The organism is Wenzhouxiangella indolica (assembly GCF_042310355.1).
Classification (GTDB): domain Bacteria; phylum Pseudomonadota; class Gammaproteobacteria; order Xanthomonadales; family Wenzhouxiangellaceae; genus Wenzhouxiangella.
In genome coordinates this window covers 1-17,091 of the sequence record NZ_JBHJMR010000010.1, presented here as the reverse complement: position 1 = coordinate 17,091, position 17,091 = coordinate 1, and the positions used below count along the sequence as shown (strand labels likewise).

The following is a 17,091-nucleotide window of genomic DNA, read 5'->3' as shown; positions in this document are numbered from 1 at the left end:
TTCTACCTTGCGGGATCGACCTGCCCGGCGATGGAAGCGTTGAGCCGGAACCACCCGGCGATGCTGGTGCGATCGGTGCGGGAAGGCAGAACTTCGTGCGGGACTTCCTCGCTCAGGAAAAGCACAAAGGTTCCGGCGCGCGGTTCTACCGTGGTCAGGATGCGCTCCTGGTCCTCGCCGTAGATCACCAGCTCGCCGCCGTCTCCCGGCCGCCAGTTGTCGGTGAGGTAGGCGACGGCCGAGACGAGGCGGTTGGCCGCACCGCGAAAGCTGTCTAAGTGCTTGCGGTATAGGCCGCCCGGTGGATAATGCGCGTAGTGAGCCTCGAACTCGAACAGACCGAGAAAGAGTTCGCGATTGAGCGCCAGGCGTAGTTGTTCCATTCGCTGAATGAATCGCTCCTGGACGGTGCGCTCGCGCGTTAGCCAGAAGACGCGGTCGCTGCGAATGCTGCGATCGACCTGGAAGTCCTTGTCGCGGCCGATGCCAGCGCGATGCAGCCTGTCGGCTCGCATCAGCTCGTGCAGGTCGGCGCGCAATTGCTCGACGAGACTTTCATCGAGCGCATTCTCGCCCACCCACCAGCCGTGCCGGCGAAGCCCTTCGGCGGCGGACTCGAATGCATCTCGGTCGAGCGGCAGACGCCCGTCAGACATGGGCCAGGCTCAGCGGCGGCTCGGCCATTTCGCCCAGCTGTTCGCGCAATTGCCCGATCACGTTCTCCCAGTGGCGTTCTTCGCCGAACCAGGGGAAGGCGGCCGGAAAGGCCGGATCGTCCCAGCGCCGGGCGAGCCAGGCCTGGTAGTAGATCATTCGCAGGGTGCGCAGCGCCTCGATCAGGTGCAGCTCTCGCGGGTCGAAGTCGTGGAAGCGGCGGTATTCCTCGATCAGCCAGCCGAGCTGCTGCTCGCGGTCGATGCGTTCACCCGAGATGAGCATCCACAGATCCTGCACGGCCGGCCCGGTGAGGCAGTCGTCGAGGTCGACGAAATGCGCCGTCTCGTCGCGCCAGAGGATGTTGCCGGGGTGGCAGTCGCCGTGCAGGCGGATGCGGCGAACGGACCCGGCGCGCTCGAATGCGGCGGCTATGCTCTCGAGCAGATGTTCGGACAGGGTCGAAAAGGCGTCTTCGAGATGCGCCGGCAGCCATTGATTGTCGACCAGCCAGTCGACCGGTTCGCGGCCGCGTTCGGCCACGGTCAGCTCGGGGCGGTAGTGGAATCGGCTCGCGGCGCCCACGGCGTGCATGCGCCCGAGCGTGCGCCCGAGAACGCGCAGGGTCGCTTCATGCGCCGGCTCCGGCGCGTGGCCACCGCGGCGGGGAAAGACCGCGAATCGGAAGCCGGCATGGCGATGCAGCGTCTGGCCGCCGATGCTCAGCGGCGCGACGACCGACAGTCCGGCATCGACCAGCTCCAGGCTGAAGCTGTGCTCCTCCTCGATGGCCTCGTCGCGCCAGCGCTCGGGACGATAGAACTTGACCACCACCGGCGCCTCGTCCTCGAGCCCGACTTGCCAGACGCGGTTCTCGAAACTGTTCAGGGCCAGCAGCCGGCCGTCGCTGTGCAGTCCCAGGGCGTCGACGGGATCGAGCACCACCTCGGGGCCGAGGTCATCGTAGGGTCGCGCGGTGTCGGTACCGCTCATGAGCGGCTTGCGGCGCGCGGCCGGTGGGCGGGTGTTCCGTCATGTCGTATGATGCGATGCATAGGATACTGTGGGCTGGTTTCGGGTTTGGAAGATCTCTTGCCGATGAGGATTGTGTCATGAATCTGCGGGCAGCCTGGTCGCTCGCGGCGCTCGCGCTCCTGTCGATGGCAGCGGTTGCCGACCCCCCGCCGGACGATTCCGGCGATGCGAGCGATGCCGAACAGAAGAAGGCCGAGCGCAAGGCGACGCAGCAGCGGCTGATGGATGTTTCCTGCCGCGACGAAGACGGTCGGCCGGAGGGCTGGCTTGATTTCACCCACTCCTACCTCAGCCGGCGCCTGTGCGAGCCGGCCGCCTGGTTCGACGGCTTCTTCGGCGACCCGCGCACGCTCGAAGAGAATCCCGTGGGTAGTTTCATCCGCCTGCGCAACGCCGCGCGCTGGGACCAGGACGAGGGCTGGCAACACCGCGTCTCGGTCCGGGCCAACCTGATCCTGCCGCGCCTGTCCGAACGTGTACGTCTGCTGGTCGCCCGCGACGAGGACCTGGAGGGCGACTTCGCTGACACCGGCGCATTCGACGACCCGGAAAACCGGACCCGCCTGGGCCTGCGCTTCCTCGCCAGCGAGCGCACCCGGAGCCGGTTCGACATCGACGGCACCGTGCGCGTGAGCAGCGGCTCGCTCAATCCCCGTATTCGCGGCCGGTATCGCTACATCCGCGGGCTGACCGACCGCACCCTCGGCCGCGTGACCCAGTCGGCCTTCTGGGAGCGCGAGGACGGCTTCGGTCTGACCAGTCGCCTGGACTGGGAATGGCTGCCCGACCGGGACCGCCTGCTGCGCTGGAGTGCCCGGGGCACCTGGTCGGAGGCCTCCGACGGCATCGACTGGCGCACGGGCCTGGTCTCGTTCCGGCAGCTCGATACACGCAGCGCCATCCGGGCCGAGGTGGGCGCCTGGGGCTACACCGAGCCCCGCTTCGAGACCGAGGAATACTTCGCGGCCGTGCGCTATCGCCGCCAGTTCCTCAGGCACTGGCTCTACTACGAGATTCAGCCCGAGCACGCCTGGCCCAAGGACTTCGACACCGGCGAGCGCCGCAGCGACTGGCGCCTGACTTTCACCCTCGAGATCCAGTTCGAAAACGAGCGCTCGCGCCGTCATCGACTGCGGCAGTATCTCGACGACGAAGGTAACCTCGAAGCCTGGGAGGATGAACCGATTCCGGTCGACGCGCCCGGCGATCGCGTCGAGGATCCGGTGCTGGATGATCCGGAAAATGGCGAGCCGGATCCCGAAGAGGATGCCGGCGGGGGCTGATTCTAGTGGGCCATGCGGCTGAGTGTTACCTAATTAGCCGCATGGCCCACTAGCCGGCTGCAGCGGACCTTGGTGCAGCCTGGTGCATCGCCATCTCCCGAAAGGGTGCGAGATTGCCGAGAACGACGCTCGGCCGGGCCAGCGCAGGATCGCGCATGACCTCGAGGAACTGGTCGAATTCGGGGTGGTCCTCTTGCCAGATGCACTGCAGCTCGAACACCGAGCGCGACCAGGTGCCCCAGTCAAGCACTTTCGAGAAACTGGCGTAGTCCGCGCCCATGGATTCGGCCAGCTCGACGAAGGCCGGCATTTCGCGGTAATTGGCCTGCTGCACCACGAAGTCCAGCCGCAGCTGACCCAGTTCGCCGCGGCGCCGGAACTCGCCCAGGGCGCGCACGTTTTCCAGCAGCGATGCCCAGTGGCCGCCGCGTCGCGTGACCGCGTAGGTCTCGGGCCGCGCCGCGTCGAAGGAAACCAGCACCGTGTCGATATTGCGGTGGATGCGGTGCATTCGCCGCCAGTTCTTGGGGGTGAGCAGCACGCCGTTGGTCTGCAGGTTGATGCCCAGGTTGGGAAAGTCCTTCCCGTCGATGCTGAACAGGAATTCGCGGAAGATGCGCGAGGCGAACGGGTCACCGGAGCCGGTCACGTTAACGTGGAAATGCCGGTCGCTGGGCTCTGCAAACAGGGTGTGCTCGATCTCGTCCTGCACCTTGCGCAGCTTGGCCAGCGTGTCGCCTTCGGTATGGTTGATGCGGTGCGTGCGACAGCTGGGGCACCACAGGTTGCAGGAAGCGTCGTTGCACAGGTTGACGAACCAGGGCAGGGCGTCGAGCCGAGTCACTCGCTGGTCGATGATGCGCCGCAACTCCGGGTCCTCGCGCGCTTGCTCTATCGTCGGCAGGGTGCCGCCCTGGATGGCCGGGCACACCCCGTGGTTGCAGTGCCGAAAGCTGCCGTCGAGGATGCCGGCGCGAATGGCCTGTGCCGATCTGGAATTCCAGGCTTCCTCGAAGCTTTGCGTATTGAGGTTGCCCGCGGCCGTGGGTAGCCAGGCGGAGCAGCACAGGTGGACTTGCCCGCCTTCGTAGACGTCGAATTGGCGAAACGGGGCAGCGCAGAACCGCCCTTGCAGGTCGGCGCCGCGACCGGAACTGCGTTGCAGGGCGAGCGCACCGACGCTGGATTGCTGTCCCAGCAGAACGGGTGAGACTTTGCGCCAGATCGCGCTGCCCACCCGGCGCGGGAACTGCCAGCCGCGCCGGTCCAGCGAATCGTCCATGTCACGCGCCAGCCGCCATAGCGACCCTCGCATCCGCGTACCGATACCGGCCATGTCAAACGCCCGTTGAATTGCTCGACCCCTCGATGCCCGAGAGGCTAACACCGGGGGAGCTTGGCGACAATGCGCGACAGGCCGGGCGCGGCGTCGGCCGTTCAGTCGCTTGCGGGCAGGGCCTCGACGTGGGTCTCGAACAAGCGGTCGATTCGGGTCTCCAGTTCCCGATCGTCGAAGTCCCGGCCATCGGCAATTTCGCCGGCCAGGCCGAAGAGCGTCATCATCATCGACTGCCCGTCGACCTCGCTTGTCAGCTGCAAGCGGTCGTGCGCCTCGAAGTGCTGTGCCCAGCTGTTGCGAACCATCGCCCAGAAATCGGCCGTTGCCCTCCAGTATTCATCCCCGGCGCCGAAATCGAAGCCTTCAACGCGCTGGTAGCGGTTGACGCCCGTCTCGCGCGCCAGGAAGGGCTGGTCCGGATCGAGCTCGCCGCTGTCTTCGATCAGGGCCTTGAGGTTGTCCTGCTCGTGGGTCCAGCCCGTGGGCAGTATGGTGTGGCGGTTGCTCCCGATCAGCAGGTCGTAGTCGTCGCGTACGCTGAACTCGCGACGCGGCAAGGGACGGCGCGTCTCGCCGCCCTGCCAGACCGAGTGCGTCGGGAAATGCCGCCACCGGCCGTGGGACTCGTAGCGGGGCGAGTCGTCGACCTGGAAGACGGCCTGCGTCCAGCTTCCTTCGACTCGATTCTCATCGAGCGTCGTTCGTTCCCAGATGCCGTGACCGACGTGCTCGTGCAGGTCGGTGTCCTCGTAGCGCCAGTCCTGGCGCCAGTGCTTGGTCACCATCGGGTCGCTCAACTCACCGTCTTCTTCTTCGATCACCATCACCAGGATGTGCTGCAGGCTGATGAACTCCGGCTCGTCGGCCAGCACGTAGACGTATTCGGTCGCCCAGGATCGATAGGGTTTCGCCGGCTCGAATCCGGGCGCGAAGCCGACCGTCTCGAGAAAGTCGAAGCTCACCCGGTAGGCGCCGGCCATCGCCAGTATGGCCCGCCGGTCGCGCTCGGTCTTGTCCAGGCCGTCGGCTCGCAGTTGCTGCCAGGCTTCGGTCGGCTCGGTCACGGCGTCCGGCTTCGGGCCGGTCGTGGTCCCGCCGCGCGGCGCCATGTCCGAGATGTCGATGAAGGGCCAGGCGAATACATAGTCGACGCCCTCATCGCTGGTGTCTTCATAGGCATGGCCGGCAACCGAGACGGTTCCAAGAAGCAGCGTGATGACGAGAAAGTTGAAGTGGCGCATGGTTCAGGTCTCGTTGTTGGATGAAGAAAACTGCGCCCCGGGCGGGTGAGGAGAGTCAGGCAGACGGCTGTGCCCGGGGCGCAGGGTAAACCGGTTCGTTCTACATCTGCCAGGTCAGGCTGACGCCGGCGTTGAAGCCCGGCCGGGTGAAGCGGTCCAGGCCCGGGTCGGTGGCCGAACGGCCGCGGACCGTCGACCAGGACCAGACCTTGCGGTCGGTGAGGTTGAACAGGCCCAGGCGCAGCTGCGTGGCCTCGTTGAGCCGCCAGCCGGCGAGCAGGTCGACGGTGAGGTGGCCGGGGGGCTGGAAGTGGGCCGGGTCGGCGACGTCGTCCTTGCCGTCGACGGCGGTGGCCACCAGTTCGATATCCAAGGGCAGGCTGTCGGGCAGCCAGCGCAAGCCGACCACGCCCGTCAGGGGTTCGATGCTGTTGAGCGGGACGTCGGCGGACAGGTCGTCGCCCCGGGACCAGGATGCCGCGCTTCGCAACTGGAAGTTGTCCAGGGTGGGCGCGAGGCTGCCCAGGTTGAGCGTGGCGGCCGCCTCGATGCCCTCGATGCGCACGTCGGTGAGGTTCTGCGACTGGAAGACGATCAAGCCCGTCTCCGGGTCCATGCCCAGGCTCACGAAGCTCTCGATGAAGTCGTCGTAGTCGTTCCTGTAGGCGGCCAGGCTGAAATGCCCCCAGTTGCCACGGCCGCGCAGGCCCAGCTCCCAGCCTTGCGATTCTTCCGGCTCGAGATCCGGGTTGGGGATCGCGGTGTAGCCGAATTGCAGGTTGGTGAAGCCGACGTTGACGTCGTTGTACGGCGGCGAGCGGAAGCCGCGGGCGTACTGGGCAAACAGGTCGAGCCGGTCGGTCACGGCGTAGATGGCGCCCAGGCGTGGGGTGACGCTGGTCTCGTCGACCGAGGCCGGCTCGAATCCGGGGTTGTCCTCGACAAAGATTGCATCGGGCTCGGGTTCGAGGTCGTAGTAGTCGACGCGTACACCGGGAATCAACTTGAAGCGTGGGTCGAAGGCTATGCGATCTTCCAGGTACAGCCCGGCTTCCAGGCTCGTGCTGTTGGGGAAGTCACGCACCGGAAAATCGTCCGGACCGACCGTGGTGCTGGTCGAGCCGCCGGTCAGGTCGCGCTCGAAGCCGTCGCGCATCTGCTCGGTCCTCGTCTCGAACACCTCGAAGCCGCCGACCAGGTCGTGTTCGACATTGCCGGTCGAGAAGACCCAGCGGGCGGTGGCCTCGGAGCCCAGAATCTGCTGCTCGAACTCGGCCCGGCGGAAGCGGTGGACCGGCGAGGGCTGGCCGTGGACGATGGTGGTTCGATCCTCGAAGGTGTCCTGTTCGGTCAGGGCGTCCTGGTGGTAGATCTTCCAGGAGAAGTGATCGGCCCAGCCGGGTTCGCGCGCCTGGTAGTCGAGGCTGATGCGCTGGCGGCGATTGCCGTCGTCGCCGCGCAACGAGGACGTCTCGACGATGTAGGGCATGCCGTAGACGGCCGAGAAATCCTGGGTGCGGACCAGGTTGAGTACCTGCGTTTCGCTGTCGGTTTCGTTGTGCTCCAGGGTCAGGCGCCACTGCCTGTCGCTGCCTTCGTCGAGCAGCAGTTTCGCCAGCAGGTTGCGACCGTCGTAGTCGTGCGGATTGGGCCGGGTGCGCGTCGGGCCGGTGCCGCCGACATCGCCCTGGTTGTCGAGTTCGCTGCCGCTGCGCTCGACCCACTGGATGGAGCCGGACAGGCGTTCACCGCGGGCGGCGAGCGTGCCCGAAGCCACCCAGCCCTCGTCGGCGCTGTAGTAGCCGCCGCGTGTCCGGGCGGTGAAATCACCGCTCGAGTCCGCCAGCCAGTCGGCCGGGTCCCTGGTGGTCAGGGCGACCACGCCGGCCAGTGCACTCGAGCCGAAGAGGCTCGAGGCCGGACCGCGCAGGATTTCCACCTGCTTGAGCGAGTCGGTGTCGATGAAGTTGCGCGAGGCGTTGGAATAGTCACCGATGGCAAACCCGTCCGGAACACGCACGCCGTCGACGGCCACCTGCACCCGGTTGCCGCCGAGGCCGCGAATCTGGAAGCCGGCCAGGCCGAAGCGCTGGCCCTGGAAAGGCACGGTCACGCCGGGGATGTAGCGCACCATGTCGCGAATGCTCTCGCTGAGCGTGCGCTCGATTTCCTCGTCGTCGATGACGGTGACCGGTGCGGCGATCTCCGCCACGGGCCGCTCGCTCTTGGAGGCGGTGACGGTCATCGTTCCCAGGTCGGTTGAATCGGTGTCGGCGATGGCGACGAGGCTGGCCGAGAGCAGCACGATCGCGGTCAGCCGGCGAATGAAACAGGTCATGGACTACTCCTGATCGGTCATTCGGGTTGGCTGGCCGCGGTGCGGCTGGCTGGCCCAGTTGTCGGGTTGATTGCTTACTTGGTCAGAATCAGCTTGCCGTTGCGCGTGATTCGCAGCAGGTAGATCGCTCCGTCGTGCTCGAGCCGCAACTGCCCGTCCTTGCCCAGCAGCTCGCGGACCGGCAGGGGCCTGGCCTTGCTCGAGTCCACCGGGGCGGACGGAGTGGACGGAGTGGAGCCTGGATCACGCATATGCAAATAGTAACGATTCGCGTTTGCGTTGGCAAGCCCCGGCTGATTGACTTTGTCTTGCGGACCGCTTGAGGGTCTCGATCGAGCAGGCGCAATTGCCGCACAACGTCGAGGACGATCGCGCGACTACGCTCGCATGGCTCACTAGCGGACAAGCGCTACGGTGGCGAGGCTCGCCCGGAGATCGACTCCGGGCCAGGCCTCAGGGCCAGACCTCAGGGCGCGGCTTCGAATCGATCGCTGAAAATGGGGTCGGGGAGTTCGGTCTGGCCCGCAACGAGGAAAACGCCGCGGCCATAGCTGGTCGCCGAATCGTCGGGGTCGGTCAGCAGGGAGACGAAGGCGATATCACCGTTGCCATTGACGGCCGGGGCGCCGCCGAAGTTCGGTCCGCCGACCTCGTCGGGGCTTTCGAGGCGCGCCGGTCCCAGGTCCGTCGTCACGATATCGCCGTGCCGGGCGACGAGTGTCAGGTTCTCGCCGTCGGCCATCCAGATACCGCGCTCGCCTGTACTGTCGAAGGCGCGGAAGACGACGACGCCGGCGTCGTTGATCTGTGGTGCGAAGTACTCGATCTCGCCGAGCTCACCGGTATCCTGGCGGGCGTACTCGGTCCACCCGGACTCGTCGGCCACGATGACTGCGGCACCGCCCTCGGCGAGACTGGCCACCACGGCCACCTGGCCCACGCCGTTGAAATCGATGCCGTTGTTGAAATTACTGAACGGGCTTTCCGTGTCGAGGTTGTTGTCTTCGAGCAATACGCTGACGTTGCCCGATGCGTCGGCGATCACGACCTGGTTGGTCGACAGGCCCTGGTAGGCGACCTTGCCGGCGATCAGGCCCTGGTCGTTGAAGCTGGGCGTGAACAGCCAGTCGTAGTCGCTGGTGCCGTCGGCGCTGCTGTCGGCGAGGTGAACGGTCGCGGCATCGTCGGCGTAGCTGACCCACGCGTTGCCCGAACCGAATCCGGCGCGGTAGGCGACGCCGCCGCTGTCGTTGATCTGCACGCTGCCCCAGCTGTTCGAGCCCAGCGGTGCGTTGGTGTAGAAGTCGAAGGTGCCGGTGGCGGCGTCGTAGCGCATGACGCCGTTCTGCGAGGACTCGGCGCGGCGCCAGACGATGTCGCCGTCGGCATTGATATCGGCGTCGGAGTACAGGCTGGAATCGTCCGGGGACTCGGCGACGATGCCGCCGCCGTCGGGGTCGCCGGACCAGATGCCGGCACGGAACGCGGGCGCGACGGCCCCGATGTGCAGGGCAACCTGCTGTTCGTCATTGAGCGTGGGCGTGGCGCTGTTCCAGCTCGACCCGACCGGGATGTTGAGGGACGAGGTCGGTCCGCTTCGCATCAACAATTGGGCATCGTCGAGCTCAGCGGCGCTGCTGGGAGCCCAGAGTATCAATGCGGCCAGGCAGGCCGCGCCATGGACGACTATCCGCATGATGGCACCTCCGGTAATCGATGACAGTTCCGAATCACTGCCCAGAGGATAACGATTCGCAGCCTCGGTTGCCTTGAAACACGTCACAGAACCGACCGGCAGGTCGCCGGCGCGCTGCCGTTCAGCCGGCCGCCTGTGCCACTTCGTGCTGGGCCGTGGGCGCTTCGACGCCGAGCCCCGCGAGGATGCTCTGGGCGGCTTCGCGGCCCTCGTAGACGGCGGTGACGACCAGGTCGGCGCCGCGCACCATGTCGCCGCCGGCGTAGATCTTCTCGTGGCTGGTCTGGTAGTCACCGCGGCCGTTCGCCGCGACGACCAGTCGGCCGTCCTCGTGGGTTGCCACGCCGGCGGCGGTCAGCCACTCCGGCGGGTTGGGGCGGAAGCCGAAGGCGATGATGACCGTATCGGCATCGACCACCTGCTCGCTACCCGGGACGGGTTCCGGGCGCCGGCGACCGGCCTCGTCGGGATCGCCGAGCTGCGTTTCGACCAGCCTGACGCCTTCGGCCCGGTCGCTGCCGACAATGCCCACGGGCTGGCGATTGAACAGGAAGTTCACGCCTTCATCCTTGGCGTTCTTCACCTCGCGCCGGCTGCCGGGCATGTTCTCCTCGTCGCGGCGGTAGGCGCAGGTGACTTCCTTCGCGCCCTGCCGGATGGCCGTGCGCACACAGTCCATGGCAGTGTCGCCGCCGCCGAGGACGACCACGCGCTGATCCTTGAGGTTGACGTAGTCGAAGCCGTCCAGGGGTTCTTCGAGCACCTGGCCGATATTGCCGATCAGGTAGGGCAGGGAGGCGATGACGCCCGGCAGGTCCTGGTTGTCCAGGCGGCCGTCAACGTACTTGTAGGTGCCCATGCCGAGGAACACGGCATCGTAGTCGGCCAGCAGGTCATCCAGCGCGACATCCTTCCCGACTTCCACGCCCAGGTGGAAGCGAATGCCCATGCCTTCCATGATCTCGCGGCGCGTCTCGACCACGTGCTTTTCGAGCTTGAAGGGCGGAATGCCGTAGGTCAGCAGGCCGCCGATGCGCGGGTACTTGTCGTAAACATGCGCTTCGACGCCGTTGCGCACCAGTCGGTCGGCACAGCCCAGGCCGGCCGGGCCGGCGCCGATGACCGCCACGCGCTTGCCCGTGGGCACGACTTCGGACAGGTCGGGCCGCCAGCCCTGCTTGATCGCCTCGTCGGTGATGTACTTCTCGACCGAGCCGATGGTGACCGCGCCGAGGCCGTCGTTGAGCGTGCACGCGCCTTCGCACAGGCGATCCTGCGGGCAGATACGCCCGCACATTTCCGGCAGGGCGTTGGTCTGGTGACACAGGTCGGCGGCCTCGAACAGCCGGCCCTGGCGCACCAGGCGCAGCCAGTCGGGAATGTAGTTGTGCACCGGGCACTTCCACTCGCAGTAAGGGATGCCGCAGTTGATGCAGCGCGCCGACTGATCCTCGGCACCTTCTTCCTCGTACTGCCCGTAGATCTCGCCCCACTCGCGCACGCGAATCGGGATCGGCACCTCCTCGGGGTCGGTGCGCGGGCTTTCGATGAAATGCAGCAGGCTGGGGTTTTTCATAAACGGATTATTGGTCCACAGATGAACACAGATGAACACAGATAGAAAAAACAGGCTGAATGGAAGGCTTCGCGAGTTGTTGGCCGTCGTAAGACACAAAGGCCGGCATCAATCCGCTCAAGAAGTATCCGTGTTTATCTGTGTTCATCTGTGGACAAAAAGGTTTTGAATGCATCATGCCGCGTTCCTCAGTGACGCAATCAGGTCGTCGAGGTCGGCGGCCTTCGGTTTGACCAGCCAGAACTTGGGCAGTATGCGGCGGAAGTCGTCGAGGACTTCTCCGGCTTGCCGGCTGCCGGTCAGTTCCTGGTGGCGCATGATCAAATCGCGCAGGTGGTGGACGTGGTTTTCCATGCTCTCGGGGGCGATGTGGTGGATGTCGATCAGCTCGTGGTTGTAGCGGTCGACGAAGCCCCGGTCCAGGTCGAGCACGTAGGCGAAACCCCCGGTCATGCCCGCGCCGAAGTTGATGCCGGTCTTGCCCAGCACGACCACGACGCCGCCGGTCATGTACTCGCAGCAGTGATCGCCGGCACCTTCGATCACGGTCACACATCCGGAATTGCGCACCGCGAAGCGTTCGCCGGCCTGACCTTCGGCGAACAGCTCACCCCCGGTGGCGCCATACAGGCAGGTGTTGCCCATGATCGGTGTGGTGGCCGCCGTGTAGCGAATGTTCGATGGTACGCGCAGCACGATGCGGCCGCCGGTCATGCCCTTGCCGACGTAGTCGTTGGCCTCGCCGGTCAGGGTCAGTTCTAGACCGCCCGCATTGAAGGCGCCGAAGCTCTGACCCGCCGTGCCGGCCAGGTCCAGCGCGATGGGGCTGTCGTGCATGCCCTGGTTGCCGTGGGCGCGTGCGATGGCGCCCGACAGGCGCGCGCCGATGGAGCGATCGCTATTGCGGATGGCGTACTCGAAGCGCCCGCCGAGGCTTTTCTCGACCGCTTCGGCCGTGTCGGCCTCGATGCGCTTGGCCAGTTCGCCCTTGTCGTGCGGCGGATTGCGCTCGGCGATGCAGAATCGCTCCGACCCGTTCTCCAGCCCGGTTTCGGCGAGCAGGGGCGAGAGATCGAGGCGACGCTGGCGCTCGGTCAGGCCCTCGATGCGTTCGAGGTACTCCGTGCGCCCGATCAGGTCTTCCAGGTTGGCCACGCCCAGCTCGGCGAGAATGCTGCGCACGTCCTCGGCAACGAAGCGGAAGTAGTTCATCACCATCTCGGGCAGGCCGATGAAGGTCTTTTTCCGCAGCGTTTCGTTCTGCGTGGCCACGCCGGTGGCGCAGTTGTTGAGATGGCAGATGCGCAGGTACTTGCAGCCGATGGCGATCATCGGCGCGGTGCCGAAACCGAAGCTCTCGGCGCCCAGGATGGCGGCCTTGACCACGTCCAGGGCGGTTTTCAGGCCGCCGTCGGCCTGGATGCGCACCTGGCCCCGAAGATCGTTGGCCATCAGCACCTGGCGGACCTCGGACAGGCCCAGTTCCCAGGGCGCGCCGGCGTACTTCACCGAGGTCAGCGGGCTCGCGCCGGTGCCGCCGTCGTAGCCGGAAACCGTGATCAGGTCGGCGTAGGCCTTGACCACGCCGGCGGCGACCGTTCCGATCCCGGGCTCGGAGACCAGCTTGACCGAGACCAGCGCCTTCGGGTTGACCTGCTTGAGGTCGAAGATCAGCTGCGCCAGGTCCTCGATCGAATAGATGTCGTGGTGCGGCGGCGGCGAGATCAGGCCCACGCCGGGCGTGGCGTAACGCAGCCGGGCAATCAGCTTGTCGACCTTGTGTCCGGGAAGCTGGCCGCCCTCGCCCGGCTTGGCGCCCTGGGCGATCTTGATCTGGATGACCTCGGCGTTGATCAGGTATTCCGGCGTGACGCCGAACCGACCGGAGGCGATCTGCTTGATCTTCGACATCTTTTCGGTGCCGTAGCGGGCCGGATCCTCGCCGCCCTCGCCGGAGTTCGAGCGCGCCCCGAGCCGGTTCATGGCGATCGCCAGGGCTTCGTGAGCCTCGGGCGAGAGGGCTCCCAGGCTCATGCCGGCCGAATCGAAGCGCTTGACGATGGTCTCGACCGGTTCGACGTCGTCGACGTCGATCGGCTCGTTGGCGCTGGTCAGCTTCAGCAGGTCGCGCAGGGTGGCCGGCTCGCGCTCGTTGACCAGGCGTGTGAACCGCTCCCAGGCGCTGCGATCGTTATGCTGGGTGGCCTGGTGGAGCGCGACGACCACGTCCGGGTTCCAGGCGTGGTACTCGCCGTGGTCGACGTAGCGGAACAGCCCGCCGTGCTCGATCGGCACGCGCGTCTCCCAGGCCCAGCGCGCGAGCTTGCGCTGGTCGTCGTGCAGGTCGGAAAAGGTCGCCCCCTGGATCCGGCTGATGGCGCCGTTGAAGCACAGGTCGACGACCTCGTCGGACAGGCCGACGATCTCGAACAGCTGCGAGCCGCGGTACGAGCCGACGGTCGAAATGCCCATCTTCGACAGGATCTTGTAGAGCCCCTTGCGGATGCCGCGGCGATACGCGCGGCCGAGCTGCAGGGCTTCGTTGCGCGGGTTCTCGAACTCCCCGGCCGTGGCCATCGCCTGCAGGGTCTGGTAGACGAGGTAAGGGTAGACGGCCGTGGCGCCAAAACCGATCAGGCAGGCGAAGTGATGCGGATCGCGCGCCGTGGCGGTTTCCACCACCAGGTTGCACAGCGGCCGATGGCCGGTTTCGAGCAGGTGATGATGGATCGCGCCGGTCGCCAGCAGGGCATGGACGGGCAGGTGATCCTTCTTCAGGTACCGGTCGGAGATCAGCAGGATCAAGGTGCCGCGCTCGACGGCCTCTTCGGCCTGGCGGCACAGGTCGCGCAGGGCCTCGTCCAGCGGCTGGTCGGCCGGGACGTTGAGGTCGAGGAATTCCGACGACAGTCCGAACTGCGGTGTGTTGATCAGCTGCCGCAGCTTGCGCTGCGACAGGACCGGGGAGTTGAGCACGACGCGGTCGGCCAGGTCGGGGCCGGGCTCGAACACGTTGCCCTTGCGGCCGATGCCGGTCTCGAGCGACATCACGATCTTTTCGCGCAGGCTGTCGATGGGCGGGTTGGTCACCTGCGCGAACTGCTGGCGGAAGCAATCGAACAGCGAACGCACCTTGGTCGAGAGTACCGGCATGGGCGTGTCGTCGCCCATCGAGCCGATGGCCTCGGACTGGGTATTGGCCAGCACGGCGATGACTTCGCGCCGCTCCTCGCGCGAGAGATTGAACATCTTCTGGTAGCTGGCCAGGGTGTCGGCGTCGAAGGGTTCGGCGGCCATGTGCACATCGACCAGTTCGGAGTCGAGGTACTTGACCCCCGACTTCAGCCAGTCCTGCCAGGGATGCAGGTTCTTGAGCTGTTCGTCGACGCCGCGATGATCGAGCAGTTCGCCGGTTTCCAGGTCGGCGACCAGGATCTGTCCCGGGCCGAGCCGGCCGCGGGCGGCAACCTGTTCGACCGGCACGTCGACCACGCCGGTCTCGGAGGCGACGATGAGTCGATCATCGGTGGTGCGCGTCCAGCGCGCCGGTCTCAGCCCGTTGCGGTCGAGCGCGCATACGGCGTAGCGGCCGTCGCACATGACCAGGCCGGCCGGACCGTCCCAGGCTTCCTGGTGGAAGGCGAAGAATTCGTGGAAGGCTCTCAGGTCGGCGTCGAGGTTGTCGGCGGTCTGCCAGGCCGGCGGAATCAGGATACGCACCGCCTGCGGCAGGTCCATGCCGCCGGTGACCAGCAGCTCCAGCATGTTGTCGAGCGAGCTCGAGTCCGAGCCGCGCATGCCCACCGGCGGATCGATCTCGCCCATTTCGGCGAGCAGCGGCGAGGCGAGCAGCCGGCGCCGGGCCCGGGTCCAGTGGCGGTTGCCGCGAATGGTGTTGATCTCACCGTTGTGTGCCAGCATCCGGAAGGGCTGGGCCAGCGACCATTTGGGCAGGGTATTGGTCGAGAAGCGCTGGTGGAAGACCGCCACCGAGGTGGTCATGCGTTTGTCGGCCAGGTCCGGGTAGAACGTCGCCAGGTATTCGGGCATGACCATGCCCTTGTAGCTGATCGTCCGAGCCGAGAGGCTGGCGATGTACTCGGGCCGGTCGCCGCGGGCCTGCTCGCAGCGGCGGCGCGCCAGGAACAGTCGGCGCTCGAATTCGTCGGCATCGATGTCCCCGGGTGCGTTAACGAAGACCTGCTCGATGCGCGGCAAGGTCTGGCGGGCCGTTTCCCCGCAGGCGGAGGGATCGACGGGCACGCGGCGCCAGCCGGCAACGCCGAGATCACGCGCGGCGATCTCGGCCTCCAGCAGCGCCTTCTGGTCGTCGGCCCGCTCGTCGTGCTCGGCCAGGAAGACGGTGCCGACGGCGAAGCGATCGGCCAGTTCGATGCCGGCTTCTTCGGCGGCGGCCCGCAGGAAGCCGGTCGGCAGCTTCAGCAACAACCCGCAGCCGTCGCCGGTCTTGCCGTCGGGGGCGACGGCGCCGCGATGGGTCAGGCGTACCAGGGCCTGGACGGCGTCGGCGACGGTGTCATGCGTGGCCTGGTCGTCCAACCGGGCAATCAGCCCGAAGCCACAGGAATCCTTTTCAAAATCAGGATGATGAAGGGTCTTCAATCCATTCTCCCGCCCCGCATGCCGGTGCGGGGCATACGTTAGCGTATGTTCAGCGAACCCCAGAGCATACCGTTTTCCACAAGCCCATGCGTCAAGAACGCCTGATTAACCTTGATAGTGGCGTGATCAAGCCCAACAATCAATGACATCACTCAATCCGCAGGTAGTATTCGCATGTCTCTGGACCCCGCCGTTCGCGAAATGATCGAGTCGCAGATCGCCTCCCACCGTGTGGTGCTCTACATGAAAGGCAGTCCCAAGATGCCGCAGTGCGGGTTTTCCGCCAAGACGGCCGGCATCCTCGACCAGCTGCTCGACGGCGACTACGCCAGCTACAACGTGCTCGAGGACGAATCGATTCGCGAGGGCATCAAGGTTTACGGTGACTGGCCGACCATCCCGCAGCTGTATGTCGACGGCGAGCTCGTCGGCGGCAACGACATCATCGGCGAGATGTTCAACACCGGCGAGCTGCACGAGATGTTCGGGCTCGAAAAGCCAGATCGCACGCCGCCGGAGATCACCATCACCGACAAGGCGGCCGAGAAGATCCGCGAGTTCCTCGAGGCCTATCCCGGCAACCACCTGCATTTCGCCATCGATGCCGGCTGGGATGCGCAGTTCCAGGTCGGACCGAAGCAGGGCGCCGAGATCGAGACCGAGTCGAACGGCATCACCGTGCTGATGGACCTGGCCAGCGCCCAGCGCGCGCGGGGTGCGACCGTCGACTGGGTCGAGACCGTCTCGGGCGAGGGCCTCAAGCTCGACCTGCCGGGCGCCCCGGCGCCGGTCGAACAGATGACGCCGGCCGAACTGCAGCAGCGGATCAACTCGGGCGAGCGCCTCCGCATCATCGACGTGCGCGGTGAGGCTGACCGCAAGGACAAGCCGCTGGACTTCGCCGAGCCGCTCGATGCCGACCTGATGGCCGAGTTGAAGGACGGCGACCCCAACCAGCCGCTGGTGTTCGTCTGCAACGTCGGCCAGACCTCGATGCAGTACGCCGAGCACTACCGCAAGCAGGGGTACACGCAGGTCTACAACCTCGAAGGCGGGGCCCAGGCGATCCTGGGCTGAGGAGCCGGGAACCGGGGCTCCGGGGTCGGGGCGGCTTTGCCTCGGGATGGTGTTTTGGTGCTTTGGTGGGTGCTGGGGCTCGGGGGAGGTTGGTGCCACCGGGCGGTTTGGGGGCCTCGACACGTCAAAGGCGTTTCGCCCGCCTGCTTCGCAGGCTGATGGCGAGTACCTTTTTCTCCAGAGCAAGAAAAAGGCACCAAAAATTGCTCTTCAAAGTCAAAGTCCAACG

The 17,091-nt window shown here is 66.2% G+C and carries 11 protein-coding genes; 2 read left to right on the top strand and 9 right to left on the bottom strand.

What is annotated here, in order from left to right:
* Positions 1–2: 2 nt before the first annotated feature.
* Positions 3–656, bottom strand: coding sequence for a 2OG-Fe(II) oxygenase (locus ACDC67_RS11205; RefSeq protein ID WP_376693184.1), 654 nt, complete (start codon positions 654–656; stop codon positions 3–5).
* Positions 649–1,647, bottom strand: coding sequence for a serine/threonine protein kinase (locus ACDC67_RS11200; protein WP_376693183.1), 999 nt, complete (start codon positions 1,645–1,647; stop codon positions 649–651). The genes ACDC67_RS11205 and ACDC67_RS11200 overlap by 8 nt, the downstream gene beginning before the upstream one ends.
* 119 nt (positions 1,648–1,766) lie before the next feature.
* Between ACDC67_RS11200 and ACDC67_RS11195 the strand changes: the two genes are divergently transcribed.
* Complete coding sequence (locus ACDC67_RS11195; RefSeq protein ID WP_376693181.1) at positions 1,767–2,972, top strand: hypothetical protein; 1,206 nt, start codon at positions 1,767–1,769, stop codon at positions 2,970–2,972.
* Between the two features lie 49 nt (positions 2,973–3,021).
* Here the strand turns inward: ACDC67_RS11195 and ACDC67_RS11190 are convergent, their stop codons facing one another.
* The 7 genes from ACDC67_RS11190 to gltB all read right to left on the bottom strand — a co-directional run bounded on the left by ACDC67_RS11190 (position 3,022) and on the right by gltB (position 15,785).
* Positions 3,022–4,254, bottom strand: a complete 1,233-nt coding sequence (locus ACDC67_RS11190) for a radical SAM protein (RefSeq protein ID WP_376693179.1) — start codon at positions 4,252–4,254, stop codon at positions 3,022–3,024.
* Between the two features lie 155 nt (positions 4,255–4,409).
* Entirely contained in the window at positions 4,410–5,552 is a 1,143-nt protein-coding gene (locus tag ACDC67_RS11185; protein ID WP_376693177.1) for a DUF6607 family protein, read from the bottom strand.
* Between the two features lie 100 nt (positions 5,553–5,652).
* Complete coding sequence (locus ACDC67_RS11180) at positions 5,653–7,890, bottom strand: TonB-dependent hemoglobin/transferrin/lactoferrin family receptor (RefSeq protein ID WP_376693175.1); 2,238 nt, start codon at positions 7,888–7,890, stop codon at positions 5,653–5,655.
* A 74-nt stretch (positions 7,891–7,964) separates the two neighbouring features.
* Positions 7,965–8,099, bottom strand: coding sequence for a hemin uptake protein HemP (gene hemP, locus ACDC67_RS11175; protein WP_376693174.1), 135 nt, complete (start codon positions 8,097–8,099; stop codon positions 7,965–7,967).
* 257 nt (positions 8,100–8,356) lie between these two features.
* A complete protein-coding gene (locus ACDC67_RS11170; protein WP_376693172.1) occupies positions 8,357–9,586 on the bottom strand; it encodes a DUF7453 family protein in 1,230 nt (409 codons plus the stop codon).
* A 121-nt stretch (positions 9,587–9,707) separates the two neighbouring features.
* Complete coding sequence (locus ACDC67_RS11165; protein ID WP_376693170.1) at positions 9,708–11,162, bottom strand: FAD-dependent oxidoreductase; 1,455 nt, start codon at positions 11,160–11,162, stop codon at positions 9,708–9,710.
* Between the two features lie 174 nt (positions 11,163–11,336).
* On the bottom strand, positions 11,337–15,785 hold the full coding sequence (gltB, locus tag ACDC67_RS11160) for a glutamate synthase large subunit (protein WP_376693168.1): 4,449 nt from the start codon (positions 15,783–15,785) through the stop codon (positions 11,337–11,339).
* Positions 15,786–15,959: 174 nt separating this feature from the next.
* Here gltB and grxD point away from each other — a divergent pair, with 174 nt between their 5' ends.
* On the top strand, positions 15,960–16,862 hold the full coding sequence (grxD, locus tag ACDC67_RS11155) for a Grx4 family monothiol glutaredoxin (protein ID WP_376693166.1): 903 nt from the start codon (positions 15,960–15,962) through the stop codon (positions 16,860–16,862).
* Positions 16,863–17,091: the final 229 nt, after the last annotated feature.

Excerpts from the sequence above, each read along its gene's own strand:
- ACDC67_RS11205 (WP_376693184.1), bottom strand. The coding sequence starts at position 656 with ATGTCTGACGGGCGTCTGCCGCTCGACCGAGATGCATTCGAGTCCGCC.
- ACDC67_RS11200 (WP_376693183.1), bottom strand. The coding sequence starts at position 1,647 with ATGAGCGGTACCGACACCGCGCGACCCTACGATGACCTCGGCCCCGAG.
- ACDC67_RS11195 (WP_376693181.1), top strand. The coding sequence starts at position 1,767 with ATGAATCTGCGGGCAGCCTGGTCGCTCGCGGCGCTCGCGCTCCTGTCG.
- ACDC67_RS11190 (WP_376693179.1), bottom strand. The coding sequence starts at position 4,254 with ATGGACGATTCGCTGGACCGGCGCGGCTGGCAGTTCCCGCGCCGGGTG.
- ACDC67_RS11185 (WP_376693177.1), bottom strand. The coding sequence starts at position 5,552 with ATGCGCCACTTCAACTTTCTCGTCATCACGCTGCTTCTTGGAACCGTC.
- ACDC67_RS11180 (WP_376693175.1), bottom strand. The coding sequence starts at position 7,890 with ATGACCTGTTTCATTCGCCGGCTGACCGCGATCGTGCTGCTCTCGGCC.
- ACDC67_RS11170 (WP_376693172.1), bottom strand. The coding sequence starts at position 9,586 with ATGCGGATAGTCGTCCATGGCGCGGCCTGCCTGGCCGCATTGATACTC.
- ACDC67_RS11165 (WP_376693170.1), bottom strand. The coding sequence starts at position 11,162 with ATGAAAAACCCCAGCCTGCTGCATTTCATCGAAAGCCCGCGCACCGAC.
- grxD (WP_376693166.1), top strand. The coding sequence starts at position 15,960 with ATGTCTCTGGACCCCGCCGTTCGCGAAATGATCGAGTCGCAGATCGCC.